This is a genomic window from Nocardia sp. NPDC003726 (assembly GCF_053586955.1).
Map to the genome: position 1 here is coordinate 36604 of NZ_JBSFNF010000031.1, position 16896 is coordinate 53499.

Annotated in this window: 16 protein-coding genes; 7 read left to right on the top strand and 9 right to left on the bottom strand. The window is 69.4% G+C overall.

Annotation, left to right across the window (positions count from 1 at the left end; genetic code table 11):
* Nucleotides 1–13: 13 nt before the first annotated feature.
* Together ACWDMM_RS29595 and ACWDMM_RS29600 are read right to left on the bottom strand one after the other, a co-directional pair.
* Entirely contained in the window at nt 14–1210 is a 1197-nt protein-coding gene (locus ACWDMM_RS29595; RefSeq protein WP_195080263.1) for a Rieske 2Fe-2S domain-containing protein, read from the bottom strand.
* Nucleotides 1211–1338: 128 nt separating this feature from the next.
* On the bottom strand, nt 1339–2418 hold the full coding sequence (locus ACWDMM_RS29600) for a ferredoxin--NADP reductase (protein ID WP_357111526.1): 1080 nt from the start codon (nt 2416–2418) through the stop codon (nt 1339–1341).
* A gap of 240 nt (nt 2419–2658) precedes the next feature.
* Between ACWDMM_RS29600 and ACWDMM_RS29605 the strand changes: the two genes are divergently transcribed.
* A complete protein-coding gene (locus ACWDMM_RS29605) occupies nt 2659–3459 on the top strand; it encodes an IclR family transcriptional regulator (protein WP_195080265.1) in 801 nt (266 codons plus the stop codon).
* A gap of 245 nt (nt 3460–3704) precedes the next feature.
* Here the strand turns inward: ACWDMM_RS29605 and ACWDMM_RS29610 are convergent, their stop codons facing one another.
* The 4 genes from ACWDMM_RS29610 to ACWDMM_RS29625 form a co-directional block, all read right to left on the bottom strand.
* Entirely contained in the window at nt 3705–4724 is a 1020-nt protein-coding gene (locus ACWDMM_RS29610; protein WP_449940568.1) for an alpha/beta hydrolase, read from the bottom strand.
* 284 nt (nt 4725–5008) lie between these two features.
* Nucleotides 5009–6574: an FAD-dependent oxidoreductase gene (locus tag ACWDMM_RS29615; protein WP_449940571.1), complete on the bottom strand. Its 1566-nt coding sequence runs from the start codon at nt 6572–6574 to the stop codon at nt 5009–5011.
* Between the two features lie 86 nt (nt 6575–6660).
* Nucleotides 6661–7074: a VOC family protein gene (locus ACWDMM_RS29620; protein WP_195080268.1), complete on the bottom strand. Its 414-nt coding sequence runs from the start codon at nt 7072–7074 to the stop codon at nt 6661–6663.
* The gene (locus ACWDMM_RS29625) at nt 7071–7829 is read right to left on the bottom strand and encodes an SDR family NAD(P)-dependent oxidoreductase (protein ID WP_195080269.1); all 759 of its coding nucleotides are present in this window, start codon (nt 7827–7829) and stop codon (nt 7071–7073) included. The genes ACWDMM_RS29620 and ACWDMM_RS29625 overlap by 4 nt, the downstream gene beginning before the upstream one ends.
* A gap of 133 nt (nt 7830–7962) precedes the next feature.
* Here ACWDMM_RS29625 and ACWDMM_RS29630 point away from each other — a divergent pair, with 133 nt between their 5' ends.
* The 6 genes from ACWDMM_RS29630 to ACWDMM_RS29655 are packed head-to-tail and all read left to right on the top strand — an operon-like array spanning nt 7963 to nt 13962.
* Nucleotides 7963–8763 (top strand): enoyl-CoA hydratase-related protein, encoded by an 801-nt coding sequence (locus ACWDMM_RS29630; protein ID WP_449940574.1) that lies wholly within the window; start codon nt 7963–7965, stop codon nt 8761–8763.
* Nucleotides 8760–9926, top strand: coding sequence for an acyl-CoA dehydrogenase family protein (locus ACWDMM_RS29635; RefSeq protein ID WP_449940605.1), 1167 nt, complete (start codon nt 8760–8762; stop codon nt 9924–9926). The genes ACWDMM_RS29630 and ACWDMM_RS29635 overlap by 4 nt, the downstream gene beginning before the upstream one ends.
* Nucleotides 9923–11008, top strand: a complete 1086-nt coding sequence (locus ACWDMM_RS29640; RefSeq protein ID WP_449940578.1) for an acyl-CoA dehydrogenase family protein — start codon at nt 9923–9925, stop codon at nt 11006–11008. The genes ACWDMM_RS29635 and ACWDMM_RS29640 overlap by 4 nt, the downstream gene beginning before the upstream one ends.
* Nucleotides 11005–12264 carry a CaiB/BaiF CoA transferase family protein gene (locus tag ACWDMM_RS29645; protein WP_357111515.1) on the top strand — a complete coding sequence of 420 codons (1260 nt, stop codon included), beginning with the start codon at nt 11005–11007 and terminating at the stop codon, nt 12262–12264. The genes ACWDMM_RS29640 and ACWDMM_RS29645 overlap by 4 nt, the downstream gene beginning before the upstream one ends.
* Nucleotides 12261–12989 (top strand): GntR family transcriptional regulator, encoded by a 729-nt coding sequence (locus ACWDMM_RS29650; protein WP_195080273.1) that lies wholly within the window; start codon nt 12261–12263, stop codon nt 12987–12989. Before ACWDMM_RS29645 ends, ACWDMM_RS29650 begins: the two co-directional genes overlap by 4 nt.
* Before the next feature lie 4 nt (nt 12990–12993).
* Nucleotides 12994–13962 (top strand): alpha/beta hydrolase, encoded by a 969-nt coding sequence (locus tag ACWDMM_RS29655; protein WP_357209243.1) that lies wholly within the window; start codon nt 12994–12996, stop codon nt 13960–13962.
* 67 nt (nt 13963–14029) lie between these two features.
* On the opposite strand, the gene ACWDMM_RS29660 is transcribed toward ACWDMM_RS29655, so the two are convergent.
* Genes ACWDMM_RS29660 through ACWDMM_RS29670 form a run of 3 tightly spaced genes read right to left on the bottom strand, consistent with a single transcriptional unit; the run spans nt 14030 to nt 16875 of the window.
* Complete coding sequence (locus tag ACWDMM_RS29660) at nt 14030–15313, bottom strand: NAD(P)/FAD-dependent oxidoreductase (protein ID WP_449940583.1); 1284 nt, start codon at nt 15311–15313, stop codon at nt 14030–14032.
* 3 nt (nt 15314–15316) lie between these two features.
* Entirely contained in the window at nt 15317–15637 is a 321-nt protein-coding gene (locus tag ACWDMM_RS29665; protein ID WP_195080275.1) for a 2Fe-2S iron-sulfur cluster-binding protein, read from the bottom strand.
* A gap of 8 nt (nt 15638–15645) precedes the next feature.
* Nucleotides 15646–16875 (bottom strand): cytochrome P450, encoded by a 1230-nt coding sequence (locus tag ACWDMM_RS29670; RefSeq protein WP_195080276.1) that lies wholly within the window; start codon nt 16873–16875, stop codon nt 15646–15648.
* Nucleotides 16876–16896 lie beyond the last annotated feature (21 nt).

A 16896-nucleotide genomic window follows, 5' to 3' on the forward strand; every position in this document is an offset into this window, starting at 1 on the left:
GAAGGATTGGTTGTCAGGAACCGGTGGGCGCGGCCTCGCGGTTCGCTGCCAGGTTGGGGGCGATGGCGCTGCGGCCAGCGGCCAAGTTGGCGTCCACCTCGGCCTGCCAGTTCTGCAGAGCGCGCTCGGTGTCGATCTCGAACTCGAACCGGTTGACCATCTCTGGCTTGACGTCTTCCACATCGACGTAGAACTGCTCGTACCAGCGGCGCAGCTGGTAGACCGGCCCGTCTTCCTCGCACAGCAGCGGATTGTCGATGCGCGCCTTGTTCTTCCAGATCTCGACGTCCTGCTCGAAGCCGATGGCGATGCCTCGCCCCACCGCGGCGGCCATCGCGTTCGCGGCGTCGTCGTCCATGCCTGCCGGTTTCTCCACGATCACGCCGTATTGCAGGCGGAAGGAGGTCGGGGTGATCGGGTAGTGGCAGTTGATGAGGTAGATGTTCGGCTCTGGCCGGTCGGCGTACTGCGCGCTCCAGAGCGCGTCCACCATGTAGGACGGTCCGTAATACGTAGCATCGGAACGGCTTTCGAGACCGGAATCGGTGTTCTGGCTGACGCCCACCGCGTCCGCGCGTGGACGCGACCGCATGAATTGGGTGGCGGTGTGGCCCTCGAAGACGTTGCGGAAGTATGTCGGCATGCCGTAGTGGACGTAGAAGAAGTGCGCCATGTCCACGACGTTGTCGACGATCTCGCGGCAGTGCGAGCCCTCGACGACGATGGAGTTCCACACCCAGTCCGTCCAGCCCGGATCACCGTAAGCGGGAATCTCCGGAATCGTCAGTTCGGCGGGGGCCTTGCGCCCCTGCGGATCGTGCCAGATGAACAACTGACCGCTGATCTCCATCGTCTGCCACGACTTAGTCCGCGCGAGCGGCGGAACTCGCCGGGCGTAGGGGATCTCGGCGCATTTGCCGTCACCGCGCCAGCGCCAGTCGTGGAAGGGGCACGCGATCGTGTCGCCCTTCACCGTCCCGTGCGCCAGGTTGCCACCCATGTGGGGGCAGAAGGCGTTGAGCACGTTCAGCTTTCCGTCTTCGCCTGCGAACACGACGAGCTCGGTGCCGAACGCGCGGACCTGATGCGGACGGCCGTCCGCGAAGTCGCGGACCAGTCCGAGGCAGTGCCAGCCGCGGGCGTATCGCTCGGGCGGCAGGCCGGTGTCGATGACACGGACCCGGTCTCCGGTTTGCGAGGTGGAAGTCACAATACCTCCTGGTCAGATGGCTGCGACCGCGAATCTCGTCGCACTGTGATCAGCTTGTCAGCGGAACTCCCGGTGTGACGCGCGTCTCCTGCTGAGTGGGACAGGTTTCCGGGGCGCCGATCTGCCGCTCAGTACTCGATCGCGATCTCGTCGGTGACCGGTTCGGCCTGGCAGGCCAGGATGTAGCCTTCGGCGAGGTCGTCCTCGGTGAGAATCTCGTTGCGCGCCATGGTCACCCGCCCCTCCGTCAGGGAGCACACACAGGCGCTGCATGCGCCTTCGCGGCAGGAGTACGGCGCCTCGACACCGGCGGCCAGCAAGGCGTCGAGCAACTTGCGGCCCGCCGTCCACGGCACCTGGCGTTCCGTGCCGTCGATGCTCACCCGGATCCGGCACACCACTTCGCCCGAAGCATCTCGGTCGTCACCGGGTTCCGCGTCGGTGAACGGGTCGGCCTGTAGGGACAGGAAGCGTTCGGAGTGCACCCGGGACGCGGGGAAGCCTTCCGCCGCGCACACCTGCGCGGCGAGATCCATCAAGGGCGTCGGGCCGCAGATGTAGACCGCGCGGTCGCGCAAGGGGCGCACGAGCATCGACAACGTGCGCCGCGTCGGATAGCCCTGCACCGACTCGAGCACGTGAATCACCGAGAGCCGGTCGGCGAAGCGGCGCTCGAGCTGTTGCAGCTCGCGCGCGAAGATGACCGATTCCTGATCCCGGTTGGCGTAGATCAACACGACGTCACCGCTGCCGGCGAACAGGATCGACTTGGCGATCGCGATGACCGGGGTGATACCGCTGCCCCCCGCCACGAGGACCACCGACTCGTCGAGCGAGGCAGGCGTGAAGGTGCCCGCAGGCGGCAGCACCTCGAGTTCGTCTCCGGCGCCGACCGTGTCACAGAGCCAGTTGGATCCGTGGCCGCCCGCCACCCGCTTGACGGTGAACTTCATCGCGGCGTCGCTGTAGGGCGAACTCGACAGCGAGTAGCAGCGCGCGGAACCGGTGCCGACGTCGGGCACCCGGACAGTGAGGAACTGACCGGCCCGATAGCCGTTGTCGCCGTCACCTCCGAGCGGTTCCACGACGAAGGAACGCGCGTCGGCGGTCTCCTCGATCACCTCGATCACACGGACACGACTGCCGCGCGGCGCCGTCGTCGCCGGATCCGCGAGGACATCCGGACCGGCACTTGTCTCCGTGGACATCCGCCCTCCTGCTCGTCGATGGTGCGTTCCCCGTTCCGGTCGGATCCGGGCCTCGCGAGGCTATGGCGCGCGGGAGCGCGGCAGACGGGAATGTCTCGCTGATCGGGAAGCGCGTTCGGTTGTGATCCAGGACTCGTGCGATGGTGGTGCGCACGCTTGTCACGGGCCGTTTGATGCCCACATGCACGTGGTAGTACCGTGACCCATGTCACAGCGATGTGATGAGCGCTGGGAGGTCGAGTGAGAACATCAAGTCCCGCCGGGGTGCCGGTTTCGGTGGTCGAGCGGATATCCCTGGTGCTGGAGACGTTCAATGGTGTCGGGCCGCTGACCTTGGCTCAGGTGACGTCCCGGACCGGTCTGCCCCGGTCGTCGGTGCACCGCCTGCTGGAGCAGCTCGCGAGCGCGGGCTGGCTCGCGCGCTCGCCCGAGCAGACCTACGAACTCGGCGTCAAGGCGTACGAGATGGGTCAGGCCGCTCTCAATCAGAATCGGCTGCTGCAGGGAGCGCGCCCGGTCATGCAGGCATTCGCCCATCAGACGGGCCTCACCATCCAACTCGCCGTGGTCGACCACGGCGACGCCGTCTACCTCGCGAAGGTCAACGGCCGCTCGTCGGGGCCGACGCCGACAGCGGTCGGTCAGCGGGTGCCCGCACACCTGACCGCCGTGGGCAAGGTGCAGCTGGCCTTCGCCGAGGCGACTCGCGATCCGCATGTCGTGCGCGCGCTGCAGCACACCGACGGCGGTGAGCTGTTACGGCGTACTACGCAGAGCATCGCCACCGACGCCAAGCTGGAGGAGGAACTCGCCGCCATCCGGGATCGTGGCGCCGCGTTCGATCGTGGTGAGGCGTTCTCCGGCATCGGCTGTGTCGGCGTCTCCATCGGTCCGCCGGACCACATCTACGGCAACTTGGCCGGCATCTCGATCTGCGCGCCGGTCACCACGCTCGACTACCGCAAGCTGGTCGGTCCCGTCCGGATGGCAGCCCGCGAGATCTGGGAACGTTGCGTGGCGGCCGACCTGGCGTCGCATTAGACGGTACTGCGCCGGATCGTGCTCGCGTGCGTGTTCACCTCTCCTGGGCCGCCGATACCGGTTGTCCGTCCGGGCTACTTCTGTCCCAGCCCAGAGCCCATGGAACCGCCGATCCGCCGCAGGGCCTCCGGCTGGTCCGCCGCCTGGGCGTCCGGTTCCTCGCCGTCGATGCCGGTCGGCGTCAGGTCCATTCCTGCTCGGGCGGACTGCCAGGCGAAAACGAAACGAAGCCGACGTCACGGGCACTACCTGTTACCGGCCCACTCACCGCGACGTCGACTCGGAGTAAGCGTTCGATCACGCTTCTGGTGAAGTGACCGGCGGCTGCTGTGCGCAGGCGAACTTGGGGCGCGCAACAGTGCGCCGGTCTCGGCCACAGCGAGCATCCCCCGGGCCGAGTTCTCCGGCCGCATCAGGAAACCGTGCAACACGCCGGGATAGCGGGTCAACGTGGTCTGCACGCGAGCGTCGCGCAGCCGGGAGGCGTAGCGTTCGCCCCAATCGCGGATGGGATCGCATTCGGCGGTGGCCACGATCGCCTGGGGCAGCCCGGACAAGTCGGCGGCGTAGGCGGGAACCCGGTAACAGTCGGGCGGATCCGCGGCGCCGGTATCGGCGAGTTCGTGCAGATAGCTAATGTCGTCACGCAGGAGAGTCGGCGCGTCGGGCATCTCCACCACGGACGCCGCGCCCATGTCCCGGTCCAGTCCCGGATACAGCAGTACCTGGGCGAACAACGCGGGGCCACCGCGATCGCGGGCCAAAAGGGCGACTCCGGCTGCCAGTCCCCCGCCGGCGCTGTCGCCGAGCACCGCCAGCCGAGCGGCGTCGACCCGGAACGCGGCCGCGTTCTCGGCGACCCAGGCGGTAGCCGCGTATGCCTCCTCGACCTGCACGGGAGCGGGCCATTCCGGGGCCAGCCGGTAGTCGACGCCGACCACCGTCGCCGCGCTCGCGGCGGCCAACTGCCGTGCGAGCGGTTCGAAGGAGGCGTTGGAACCCATGGCCAGCCCGCCCCCGTGCAAGTGCACGACGACCGGCGCGGCGGAGTCCATCGCGGGTCGGTACACCCGCAACGGGATGTCACCGTACGGGCCGGGAACAGCGAGGTCCTCGATCTGCGCCATCGACGGCATGCCCGCGGGCAGCGGCATGGCTTCGACGCCGGTTCGGACTGCCTCGATGCCGCGCGAGCGCATCGACGGTATCGGCCCGAGGCGGGCGATACGCGCCGCGACGTCGGGATCCAGCGAAGGTACAGGCATGGCGACTCCTACGACGTATCGGTAGCCGGGTCAGGCACCAGTGGCGGCCGGATTCGCCTGCGCCGTGACCCGCTCCACCCGCTCGACCCACAGCGGGGGCCAGTCGGGGTGCGGGGAGGATGTGGGTCTTGCGCTCCGCCATGCCGCGCACGACGAATTCGGCGATGGCCGAGACCGGCAGACTCCCCCTGCCCGCTGGCGACGGGTCGGCGTCGGCCCGGCGGACGTGTCCGAAGAAACGGCGTGCCGTGGGCGCGAGGTGCGCGCCCACGGCACGCGGCCGGTCAGGATGCGGCGGCGTCAGCTCCGCTGAGCCGACCGGCCATGTCGGCCACGGCGCGGTAGGCCATCACCATGCCGGAGCCCAGCGGCACGCCGGGGCCTGGATAGACCGGCCCCGCTACCGAGGCCGCGGAGTTGCCCGCGGCGTAGAGGCCGGGAATCACCGAGCCGTCGCCCCGCTCGACCGCGCCTTCGGGGCCGATCACCGCGCCGCCCTTGGTGCCGAGATCGCCGAGGACCAGCCGGACCGCGTGGAAGCGGGAGCCGTCGAGCGGGCGCAGGCACGGCTGCGCCGAGGTCGCACCCACGAAGAAGCGGCCGAACGGGTCCTCGCCGCGGTCGAAGTCCGCGTCCCGGCCGCGCTCGGCGAACTCGTTGAACCGGCGCACCGTCGCGACCAGTCGCTGGGGATCGACGCCGATCGCGCCGGCGAGTTCGGCGATGTCGCCTGCGGTGTGCCACAACCCGGCCGCCGAGAGTTCCTCGCGGTCGGGCGAGGGGACGCAGATGGCGGGCAGATCGTCACCGGATCGGTCGTCGAAAACGAACCAGAACGCGTCGCCGTGGCCGAGCCGCATCCGTTCGCGCATCGCGCGGCCCATCCGGTCGTAAGGAAGCATCTCGTTCGCGAAGCGCTGCCCGGTGCCGTCGACGAAGATTCCGGCCCGCACGCCGAGCGTGAACGCGGCATGGCCGTTGGGGAACAGGGTGGCCGGACACCACCACGACTGGTCCAGAAGGTCCAGTTCGGCGCCCGCCGACTGCGCCAAGGCGACGGCGTCGCCGGAGCCGGTGTCGGGGTGCGACGAACTCCAGTCGGCGGTCGGCATGTCCTGCCACTTCGCGCGCAGTTCCGCCGAACGCTCGAAACCGCCCGCGGCAAGCAATACTCCCGCGCGCGCCCGGATGCGGGTCTGCGTGCCGTCCGGTCCGGTGACGACGACGCCGGTGACCCGCCCCTCCTCGTCCTGCACCAGGCCGGTGGCCGGGGTGGACAGTTTCAGCTCGGCGCGACCCGAGGCGTCCAGAGCGAGGATCATCCGGGCGATCCAGGCCTGGCCGCCGTCGAGCATCGACCGGTCCATTTCGATCCCGAACTGGTCGACCGGCACGACCGGCCGGATGTCGCCCAGCCGGTCACCGACCTCCTCCGCCGAGATCGGGCGGGCGAAGATGCTGCGCCCGTTGGCGCTTCGTCCCGGCGCGTCGAAATAGTCCGGGAAAGGCCGGTGCTCGAGTGGGATGCCGATCGTGTTCTCCAGGAAGTCGGCGACGACCGGACCGGTCTCCAGGTAGGCACGCTGCACCTCGGGGCGGGTGCGGTCACCGACGAGCGCGGAGAAGTAGGCGAGTCCCTTCTCGACGGAATCGTCGACACCGTCCCGCTTCAGCACGTGATTGCCGGGCAACCAGACGCTGCCACCGGAATAGGCCGACGTGCCGCCGAAACGATCCGTCTTCTCGATCACGCAGGTCGACAGACCCCGGTGGGTCGCTGCCAGCGCTCCCGCCAGGGCCGCGCCACCCGAGCCCACCACTACAACGTCAAAGGTACTGCCCCAGCTCATCGTCGACTGCACTCCATCTCTCCGGTCCGGGTGTGAACGGCGTCACGCTAGACCTCGCGCGGCACCGTCACGCCCGGTCATCCCGCTCAGCGGTCGTTCGGCTGCGCGGTGGAACTCACGACCTCGATCAAATAGCCGTCGGGGTCACGCACCTTGCCGATGGTGCGGCCGCCGAACCGGGCCAGCGTGGTCGCGGGCATTTCCCCGGTGCCGCCGTGCGCGCAAGCAGTGTCCAGCAGCCCGGCCACGTCCTCGGTGTTCAGGACCAATTTCACGAGCATGGTGCCGTGGTCGGGTGCCGCGGGAGCGCCATGCGGTGCGATGAGTTCCACTCCGGCCGTTCCGGCCCGCAGGATCACCGCGTCGAAGGTGTCGGTGGTGAAGGACCGCTCTTCGGAGAATCCGCATCCTGCGGTGTAGAACTTGGCCGACCGCGCCAGGTCGGTGACGCGGATCGCGGTGAGCGAGAGACTCACTCCCGGCGTCGGGGTCCCGCTCATCGGGTCTGCGACCCGCCGTTGAAGTCGAGCGTCTGTCCGGTCATTCCCCCGGCTTCGTTCGAGGCCAGGTACGCGCAGAACGCGCCGACCTCGATCGGGTCGCCCAAGCGCCCGATCGGGATACCGGCGATCAGCCGCTCGATCTGTTCCGGCGGCATCTTGTGCACCAGGTTGGCCTGCAGGCCGAGAGCGACGATATTGGCGGTCACGCCGTACTGCCCGGTTTCGGCGGCGAGATGACGGATGAAGCCTTCGATGCCGCTCTTGCCGGTGGCGTACATGGAGACATTGATGTTCTGGCCGGTGCGCGCCGACCCCGACGAGATCTGCACGACACGGCCCCAGCCGTTGTCGCACATGCCGTCGATGACCGCCTTGATGCAGTTCATCGCGCCGTAGATGTTGAGGTCGATCGACGGCGGCCACTGCTCGGGCGTCAGCTCCCGGAACGGCTTGCTGACCCGATCCTCGGCTACGCCGGCGTTGTTCACCAGGATGTTCACGTGGCCCCCCAGCTCGGCCTCGGCCGAGCGAACCGCGTCGACCGTCGCCTGGTAGTCCGTGACGTCGAACGCCCTGGCGATGGCCTTGTTGCCCTCGGCGACGATGTCCGTCGCCACCCGCTCCGCGCGATCGGCGAACAAATCGTTCACCACGACTGTCGCCCCTTGACGCGCCAGCACCGTCGCGATGCCCTCCCCCACGCTCTGGCCCGCACCGGTGACCAGGGCGATTCGCCCATTCAATTCGAACACGAGTTCACCTTTCGTCGATTCGTCACCAGATCGCAGGGGTGACGTCCTGCCTCTGCACACTCTCCGAGCCGGACGTCAGGATTGTCAATCATCATTGGATTTTATTTTGGATCCAATCTGCTACCGTGGCCCCATGACGCCTGACAATCCGGTCGGCGCCCCGTCCGAGCCGCCGGTCCTGACCGACTTCACGGACGGTGTCGCGCAATTGACACTCAACAATCCGCGCCGCAAGAACGCGATCACCTTGGAGATGGCCGCGCTGATCGGTGACTTCTGCACCCGGGTGGAGACCGACCCCGGCATCGGCGCGGTGGTGGTGCGCGCGGCGGGCTCCTACTTCTGCAGCGGCGCCGACACCCGCGACCTGGCGACATCCTCGGCCGACCCCGCCTCCCCCGAAGCGGTGAGCCGCACGTCAGCGGTCTACGGCGCCTTCGTCCGGGTCGGCATGCTGCCCGTTCCCACCATCTCACGAGTGGTCGGCGGCGCGGTCGGCGCCGGACTCAACCTCGCCATGGCCACCGACCTCTTGGTGGTCACGCCCGAGGCGCGGCTGGAGAGCGGATTCCTCGCTCGCGGCATCCACCCCGGCGGCGGGCACCTGGCACTGCTCGGCCGTGCCGTCGGCTGGTCGAGCACCATCGCGCTTGCCGCCTGCGGTCTGTCGCTGACCGGTACCGACGCGGTCGCCCGCGGCCTGGCACACCTGGCCGCCGCGGAGTCCGACCTCGACGCGCGCATCGCGGAGCTCACCGCCCCGGCCGCCGCCGATCCCGAACTCACCCGCCGCATCATGAACAGCGCCCGGCTCGAACTGGGCCCGCCCGCGGTGAGCTGGTCGTCGGCCCTCGAGATCGAGCGCGGTGTGCAGATGTGGTCGATGTCGCGCAAGGGCGAGAGGTCTTGGTCGTCGCGGGGGCCTGGACGATGACCGCCGTGTCCACTCCGCCGGGCGGCTCCCCCGCCGCGGACGCCGAGCTACGGCAGGTCCGCGGCGAGGTGCGCGCCTTCTTGCGCGCGGAACTCGACGCCGGTTCCTTCTCCCCCGCGCCGGACAACTGGATGAGCGGGTTCGATCCGGCGTTCAGCGCCCGGCTGGGGGCGCGCGGTTGGCTCGGCATGACGGTGCCGAAACGCTATGGCGGGCACGAGCGGCCCCTCCTCGAACGCTTCGTGGTCACCGAGGAACTCCTCGCTCACGGTGCACCGGTCGCCGCGCACTGGATCGCCGACCGGCAGATGGCGCCGAGCATCTCGGCCAACGGCACGGAGCAGCAGAAGCAGCGCTACCTGCCCGGCATCGCGGCCGGTGAGCTGTTCTTCGCCATCGGGATGAGCGAGCCCGACGCCGGCTCCGACCTCGCCGCGGTGCGCACGAAGGCGGTGGAGCGCTCCGACGGCTCGTGGACGATCAGCGGCACCAAGGTCTGGACCACCGGAGCGCACGTGGCACACGCCATGGTGTTGCTGGCCCGCACCGACGGCGGTCCTGGTGACCGGCACACCGGGCTGTCGCAGTTCGTGGTCGACCTGTCGCACGCGGATATCGAGGTACGCCCGCTGCGCAGCATCGACGGCGGCGCGCACTTCAACGAGGTCGTCTTCCACGACGCGCACGTCGGCGCCGACGCCCTGCTCGGTCGGCGCGGTGCGGGCTGGACTCAGGTGATGAGCGAGCTCGCCTTCGAACGGTCCGGCCCCGAGCGCTACCTGTCGACCATGCCGCTGCTGCGCGCGTGGGCCGAGCAGCTGCGCCGCACCGGCGCCACCGAGCAGCAGCGCGTCACACTCGGTTGGCTGACCGCGCACGCCTGGGCGCTGCGCCGGATGTCACTCGCGGTCACCGCCGAACTCGCCGCGGGCCGCAAGCCCGACGTCCTCGCGGCGATGGTGAAAGATCTCGGCTCCACCTTCGAGGGCGACCTCGTGGAGGCCATTCGCGCCTGCGCCGAGACCGAGCCCCGGCGCCATGGCGGCGATGCGTTCGCCCGCCTGCTCGCCGCCGGGGTACTGCACACACCGGCGTTCACCCTGCGGGGCGGCACGAACGAGATCTTGCGCGGAATCGTCGCGCGCGGAATGGGATTGCGATGACCTACCTCAACCTCGAGTTGGTCTCGGCGGTCGCCTCGATGGCCGAGCGCGTCGGGATCGACACCACTACGCCCGCCGGGGGAACCGACGGCGCGCTGTGGGCCGCGCTCACCGAGGCAGGCTTCACCGAGATCGGGATCCCGGAGGCGCAGGGCGGCAGCGGCGGAAGCACGGCCGACGCGCTGTCGGTGCTGCACGCGGTCGCCCGGCACGGCGCTCTCACCATGCTGCTCGAGCACACCGTGCTGGCGAGCCGTCTGGTCGCCGAGTGCACCGGCAACCCGGCGAATCAGCCCGCCACCCTCGCCATCGCTCGCGAGGGCTGCACTGCACGCGACACCGGCGACGGTGTCGTGCTCGACGGCATCGTCACCGGCGTCGTCCACGGGTCCGACGCCCAACTGCTGGTGGTGTTGTTGCCCGCGTCCGGCGCGGGTGAGCGACCATCGGTCGCGATCGTGGCGGCCGACGCGGCCGGCATCAGCTCGGAGAGAGGCAGCGACCTGCTGGGTGCCGCACTCGACGACTACCGCTTCGACGGCACGCCCGTCCGGCTGTACCGATCCCCAGTGGACACAACCGAAGTCGAGGAACGCGGAGCACTCGCGTACGCGGTGGCGCTGACCGCGGCAGCGGGTGCGGTCCGCGATCGGACGCTGCGCTATGCCGCCGAGCGAGTCCAGTTCGGTCGCCCCCTCGCCAAGTTCCAGGCCATCCAGCAACGACTCGCCGGCCTCGCCGCGTCGACCGCGTTGATGGAGACGGCGACCGAGGCCGCCGCGACCGCCGACCACACGGCTCGCCGCACCGCGATCGCGGCCGCCAAGGTGGTGACCTCCGCGTCGGCCCGGGAGGTGGCCGCCGCCGGGCACCAGATCCACGGCGCCATCGGATTCACCTCCGAGCACATGCTCGGGCGCTCGACCACCGCGCTGTGGAGCTGGCGCAACCGCTACGGCTCGGAGCGGTACTGGTCGGAGGTCCTGGCCGGGCAAATCCTGGACGAGGGCGCCGATCCATGGGATCTGATCATCGGTGCGGAGTCAACCGACGCTGTTGCCGCAGAAAGGTATTCGCGATGACTATCGTCACCACCGACGAGACGGGCGTCGACGGCCGCGCCGCCTGGCGCGCCGCGGACACCGCGACCGGCGCCGGCGTATTGAGCGGGCTGCGCGTGCTGGATCTGAGCCGTGTGCTGGCTGGCCCGTACACCGCGCAGATGCTGGCCGATCAGGGCGCCGAGGTCATCAAGGTGGAGGGGCCAGGCGGTGATGAAACCCGCGGCTGGGGCCCGCCGTTCGTGGACGAGGGCGCCAGCAGCGCGTACTACGCCAGTCTCAACCACAGCAAGGAGAACATCGGTCTCGACCTGCGCACCGACGAGGGCCGCGAGATCCTCGCGCACCTGCTCGCCGGCGCCGACGTCGTGATCGAGAACTTCAAGGCGGGCACCATGGCGCGCTGGGGATTCGATTTCGAGACGGTGCTGGCGCAGCGGCATCCGCGCCTGATCTACTGCCGCATCACCGGTTTCGGCGTGGACGGGCCGATGGGCGGGCTGCCCGGTTACGACGCGGTGCTGCAGTCCTTCGGCGGGCTGATGAGCATCAACGGCTACCCGGACGGGAACCCGCTGCGGGTCGGAGTGCCGATCGTCGACATCGTCACGGCCAACTTCGCGGTCAACGGAATCCTGCTGGCGCTGTTCGAGCGCGAGCGCAGCGGCCGGGGGCAGTTGGTCGACCTGGCGCTGCTGGACTCGGTCATCTCCCTCCTGCATCCGCACGCGGCCAACTGGGTCGCCAGCGGCAAGGTGCCGCAGCGGACCGGGGACTTCCATCCGACGGTGGTGCCCTACCAAGTATTCCGTGCCGCCGACGGCGACTTCTTCGTCAGCGCGGCCAACGACCGACAGTTCCGTTCGCTCGCCGAGACTCTCGGGGTGCCCGAACTCGCCGACGACGCACGCTTCACCACCAACGGCCGGCGCCACGCCCACCGTGAAGAGCTCGTCGCGATCCTCGCCGAGCGGATCGCGCCGTGGTCGCGGCAGGAGCTGGCGCTGCGCCTGGAACAGGTCGGAGTGGCCGCCGCACCGGTCAACACCGTGGACGAGGCGTTGCGGGCCGCGCAGACGCGGCATCGCGGCCTGTTTCTCGAGACGGAGGACTATCGGGGCGTCGGGGTGCCGATCAAGCTGAGTCGGTCCCCGTACCGCACCCCGCGCCCTGCGGTGCCGCGTGGCGCCGACACCGCAGCCGTGCTGAGCGCCATGGGCTACAGCGCCGAGCGGATCGCGGCGCTGCGGGCGGCTGGTATCTTCGGGAATCCGTGAGCAAGCGAACCGGCAGTGCAGCGGCGGCGGAGGGCGGTCGCGACGTCGGCCGGGCCACCGGACGGGTGGTCGAGGAGATCGAGCGGCTGATCGTGAGCGGTGAACTGCTGCCGGGTCAGCCGATCCGCCAGGTCCTGATGGCTGAGCGACTCGGCGTCAGCCGACTGCCGATCCGCGAAGCCTTGCGCCACCTCACCGCCGAAGGCCTGGTCGAGCACGAGCCCAATGTCGGCTATACGGTAGCCCGTCTGCAACAGTCCGACTTCGACCAGATCTACCTCATGCGCGCCGCGCTCGAGCCCGAGGTGCTGCGGTCGCTTCCGCTGTTTCCCGAAGACGCCCTCGCCGAGGTCACCCGGGCCGCCGAACTGGTGGTCGCCGCCGCTGAGCACGGTGACGTACTCGCCATGCGGCTGCACAACCACGCCTTCCACTTCGCGATCTTCGACCGATCACCACTGAACCTGGTGGTCGCCGAAGTGCGCCGGCTGTGGACGCTGGCCATGCCGTACCACGCCGCCTATCTCTACGACCCGGCCGCCCGTGCGCGCGTGGTGGCCGAACACGACCAGATGATCGAAGCGCTCGCCCGCCACGACAACGAGCGGCTCGTCGAGTTGATGAACGAGCACCGCCGGGGTGGGGAGACGAGCACCGGGATCATGTTGCGCGCCACGCGCACAGCCGCGGATCACCCGGCAGTTCCCGCCGTTCCCCAGGAGTAGACCAGTGACCGTTCCGACCGGGCATCCGCCGTACCGTTTCGTCTGGGATCCCGATGTCGCCGTGCTCGTCGAGCGGATGGCGAGCATCGGAGCGGCCCCTCTGCGGACCGTCGGCGTCGAGGCGGCCCGCCGTTCGCTCGAGTCCATCGTCCGCCCGCCCGGCCCTGAGATGGCGGCGGTACGCGACGCGACGATCGCCGGCCCGCACGGCACGATCCCGCTGCGCGTCTACCGGCCGCACGCGGCACCGGAGACGAGCGCGCCCGCACTCGTCTGGTTCCACGGCGGCGGCATGATCATGGGCACGCTGCAGTCGTTCGACCGGCTGGCCCGTGATGTCGCCCACGCCACCGGTGCGGTGGTGTTCAACGTCGAGTACCGGCTCGCACCCGAGCACCGCTACCCCGTCGCCAACGACGAGGCGTACGCGGCCCTGTGCTGGGTGAGCGAGAACGCCGCGGCATGGGGCGTCGACGCTGCCCGCATCGGCGTGGGCGGAGACAGCGCGGGCGGCAGTCTGGCCGCGGCGACCGCGCTGCGCGGCCGGGACCTGGCCGGGCCCGCCATCGCCCAGCAGGTGCTGTTCTATCCCGGGATCGAACGGCGCACAGATAGGCCGTCGATGCGCGAGTTCGGCGATTCCCCTTTTCTCACCGCCCCGGATATCGACTGGATGAAGGGCTTGTACCTCGGTGAGGATCCGGCCGTCGACGACGCCTACGGCGTTCCGGCGCTGGCGGATTCACTCGCGGGTCTGCCGCAGGCCGTCATCGCCGTCGGCTACGGCGATCCCCTCCGCGACGCCGTCGAGGCCTACGGCGACCGGATGCGGGACGCCGGCGTACCCACCGCACAGCTGCGCTACCCGGGCGTCGGCCACGGCTTCGCCATGCAGACCGCCTCGGTCGCCCGCGCTCGGGCGGCGATGGCCGAGGTCGGCGCCTTGGTGGCGGCGCGTTTCCGGCAGGCGTAGCCGCGCGAACACACGACACGGGCCCCGGAGCCGATGCTCGGAGGCCCGGGTTCGTGCGGCTCGATGCTCAGCCGCGCCCCGGCGCCAGCAGCTTCTTGAGCGGGACCGCGTTGTCGGACAGAACTTCTGGACCTGGACGATGGCCCTTGCCGAGCGCCGACCGCAACGCCACGAAGTCGGCCGGCGAATTCAGGCACTCGGCGGCGACCAGCGCGTCGTCGGTGAAGTAGAGGGCGACCCGCCGGCGCGGACGCTGCGGATCGACCCGCACGAGCATCGCGGTGTGGCCACCGATGAGACCCGCGATTTGCAGCTTCTGATCGCCCTGATCGGACCAGAACCACGGGGCGGCCCGATCGGGGACCGGTCGGCCCAGCAGCACCGCGGCAGCGGTATCGGCCTGTTCCACCGCGTTGTCCACCGACTCGAGCCGGTAGCGGCTGCCGGTGCTCGACACGTGGGTGGTGCAGTCGCCGACCGCCAGTGTCCACCCGTCGGAGGCCAGGCACCGCTCGTCGACGACGATTCCGCCGTCGCACTCCAGCCCGAACTGCTCGGCCAGCTCGGTGCGCGCTTCGGCTCCGATACCGACCAGCACCGTCGCCGCCGGTATCTCGCGGCCGTCATCGAGCCGCACCGCCCGGACTCCGTCGCCGTCGTGCAGTATTTCCACCGGCGCCGCGCCGAGCACGACCTCGGTTCCCATCGCACGATGGGCGACGAGCAGGGCGGTGGCGGTGTCCGCGCCCACCGCGCGGGCGAGCAATCGCTCGCCCGCCTCGATCACGGTTACCTCGGCCCCGAGTGCACGCGCGGTGGCGGCGACCTCCAGGCCGACGAACCCGCCGCCGATCACCACCAGGGGGCCGGCCTGCACCCGGGCGGCGAGCGACCGGGCGTGGTCCAGATCGCGCAACACGAGCACGTCGGAGTGGTCCGCGCCCGGCAGCGTCAACCGCCGCGCCCGCGCTCCGGTCGCCAGCACCAGCCGGTCGAACCGTCGCACGAGGCGCTCGCCGTCCCGCGAGAACCGCACCTCGACTCCCGCCGAGGTCCGCTCGAGCTCCTCCACGCGCGCCCCGGTGAGCAGTTCGATCTTCTGGTTCGCGTAGTGGGCGGGACCGCGCAACAGCACCGAGTCGCTACTGGCTTCGCCTTTGAGCCATGCCTTGGACAGCGGTGGCCGCTGGTACGGAAGGTGTGGTTCGTGGGAGATCAGTGTGATCTCTCCGGTGTAGCCCTCGGTACGGAGGCGATCGGCGAGTTGTACACCGGCGTGCGAGGCCCCGACGACCACGACGCTGTGCGGCATCGACACCTCCGGGCCAAGCGTGTCCTGCGCTCCGGTCATCGGTCAGACCTGTTCGTCGGGGACGGTCACGTGCAGATCGATTCCGTCCGACAAGGTCAGCTGGCAGGACAGGCGTGAGTTGTCCTGCCGGTCCGATGCGGTGCAGTCCAGCATGTCGTCCTCGTCCTCGGTGGGCTCCGGAAAGAACCCCAGCTCCTTTTGATCGAGGTAGACGTGGCAGGTGGCACATGACAACGTGCCACCGCACTGGCCCACGATGCCGTTCACGCCGTTGCGCACAGCGGTCGACATGACCGAGTCCCCGGCGACGCCGTCGACGACCTTCACCACGCCGTCGGGCTGGGTGTAGAACACTTTCGGCATCGCTGCTCCTACCAGCTGACCGGCAGATCGGTGATCGCCTGGGTGAGGTTGTCTTTGTCGATGACCGCCTCCCCGTCGAGCTTCAGTCCTGGCAGTCGCTTGAACAGCTCGGCCAGGCCGACCTGCATCTCCATCCGGGCCAGGGGCGCACCCAAGCAGTGGTGCAAGCCGTAGCTCAAGGTCAGGTGCGGGTTGTTGCTGCGCCGGATGTCGAAGACCTCGTCGTTCTCGACGGCCACGCCGTCGTGGTTGACCGAGGCGGGATCGACCAGCACGGCCTCGCCGCGCGCGATCACCTGGCCGTCGAGTTCCACGTCCTCGGTGGCGACGAAGGGAACGAGCCCGCCGCCACCGGTGATCGTGTCGCCCAGCGCCATCCGGCCGTGCCGCAGGATCTCCTCTACCGCGGTGGGGGCCATCCCGTCCGGATCCCGCAGGAAGAGCTCGAGCTGATCGGGATTGCGCAGCAGCGACAGCACACCGGCGCAGATGAAGTTCGCGGTGTTGTCGAACCCGCCGATGATCAGAACCAGGGCGATCGGCAGGATTTCGGCGTCGGTGAGGCTGTCGTCCTTGTCGCGAGCGTTGGCCAGGTCACTCAGCAGATCCTCGCGCGGGTTCTTCCTGCGCTCCTCGATGAGGGCCATCATGTACACGACCAGCTCGGTCATGTTGGCGACGACCTCTTCCTCCGGCATGTTCGCCACGGCCAGGGTGGACGAGCTCCACTTCTGGAACTTGGGCCGATCCTCCGGCGGCACGCCGAGCAAGTTGGCCAGCATCTGGATCGGCAGCGCCACCGCGTAGTCGTGCACCAGGTTGGTCGGCGCGCCCTTCGCGATCATCTCGTCGATCAGATGATCGGCGAACTCCACCGCCGAATCACGCATGGCCTTGACCCGCTTCGGCGAGATCGAGCGCTGCACCAGCTTGCGCAGCTTGGTGTGATGCGGCGGATCCTCGAACTGCAAGGTGGTCCGCAAGAAGTCCGGGAACTCCACGAAGTAAGGGGTCACGCGTTCACCGGTGCGGAACGGCTCCCGCACGAATCGGGGATCGCTCAACATCTGCCGAGCCGCGGCATTGCGGTGGATGACCCACGCGTCGCCGCCGAAGGGCATCGTCATCTTCGTCATCGGCCGGTCCGCGGCGATCGCCCGGTACCGCGCGGCCGCTTCGTCGGGACCGACCGCGCCGAAGGGGTATTCGGTGCCGGTCGCCGTCTCGGTTGTGCTCATGTGATGGCTCCTGGAAGGGAC

Bases quoted from the DNA above. Each gene is read 5' to 3' on its own strand.
- ACWDMM_RS29610 (WP_449940568.1), bottom strand. From the start codon at position 4,724: ATGCCTGTACCTTCGCTGGATCCCGACGTCGCGGCGCGTATCGCCCGC.
- ACWDMM_RS29640 (WP_449940578.1), top strand. From the start codon at position 9,923: ATGACCTACCTCAACCTCGAGTTGGTCTCGGCGGTCGCCTCGATGGCC.
- ACWDMM_RS29670 (WP_195080276.1), bottom strand. From the start codon at position 16,875: ATGAGCACAACCGAGACGGCGACCGGCACCGAATACCCCTTCGGCGCG.
- ACWDMM_RS29635 (WP_449940605.1), top strand. From the start codon at position 8,760: ATGACCGCCGTGTCCACTCCGCCGGGCGGCTCCCCCGCCGCGGACGCC.
- ACWDMM_RS29660 (WP_449940583.1), bottom strand. From the start codon at position 15,313: ATGACCGGAGCGCAGGACACGCTTGGCCCGGAGGTGTCGATGCCGCAC.
- ACWDMM_RS29665 (WP_195080275.1), bottom strand. From the start codon at position 15,637: ATGCCGAAAGTGTTCTACACCCAGCCCGACGGCGTGGTGAAGGTCGTC.
- ACWDMM_RS29645 (WP_357111515.1), top strand. From the start codon at position 11,005: ATGACTATCGTCACCACCGACGAGACGGGCGTCGACGGCCGCGCCGCC.
- ACWDMM_RS29630 (WP_449940574.1), top strand. From the start codon at position 7,963: ATGACGCCTGACAATCCGGTCGGCGCCCCGTCCGAGCCGCCGGTCCTG.
- ACWDMM_RS29615 (WP_449940571.1), bottom strand. From the start codon at position 6,574: ATGAGCTGGGGCAGTACCTTTGACGTTGTAGTGGTGGGCTCGGGTGGC.
- ACWDMM_RS29600 (WP_357111526.1), bottom strand. From the start codon at position 2,418: ATGTCCACGGAGACAAGTGCCGGTCCGGATGTCCTCGCGGATCCGGCG.
- ACWDMM_RS29620 (WP_195080268.1), bottom strand. From the start codon at position 7,074: ATGAGCGGGACCCCGACGCCGGGAGTGAGTCTCTCGCTCACCGCGATC.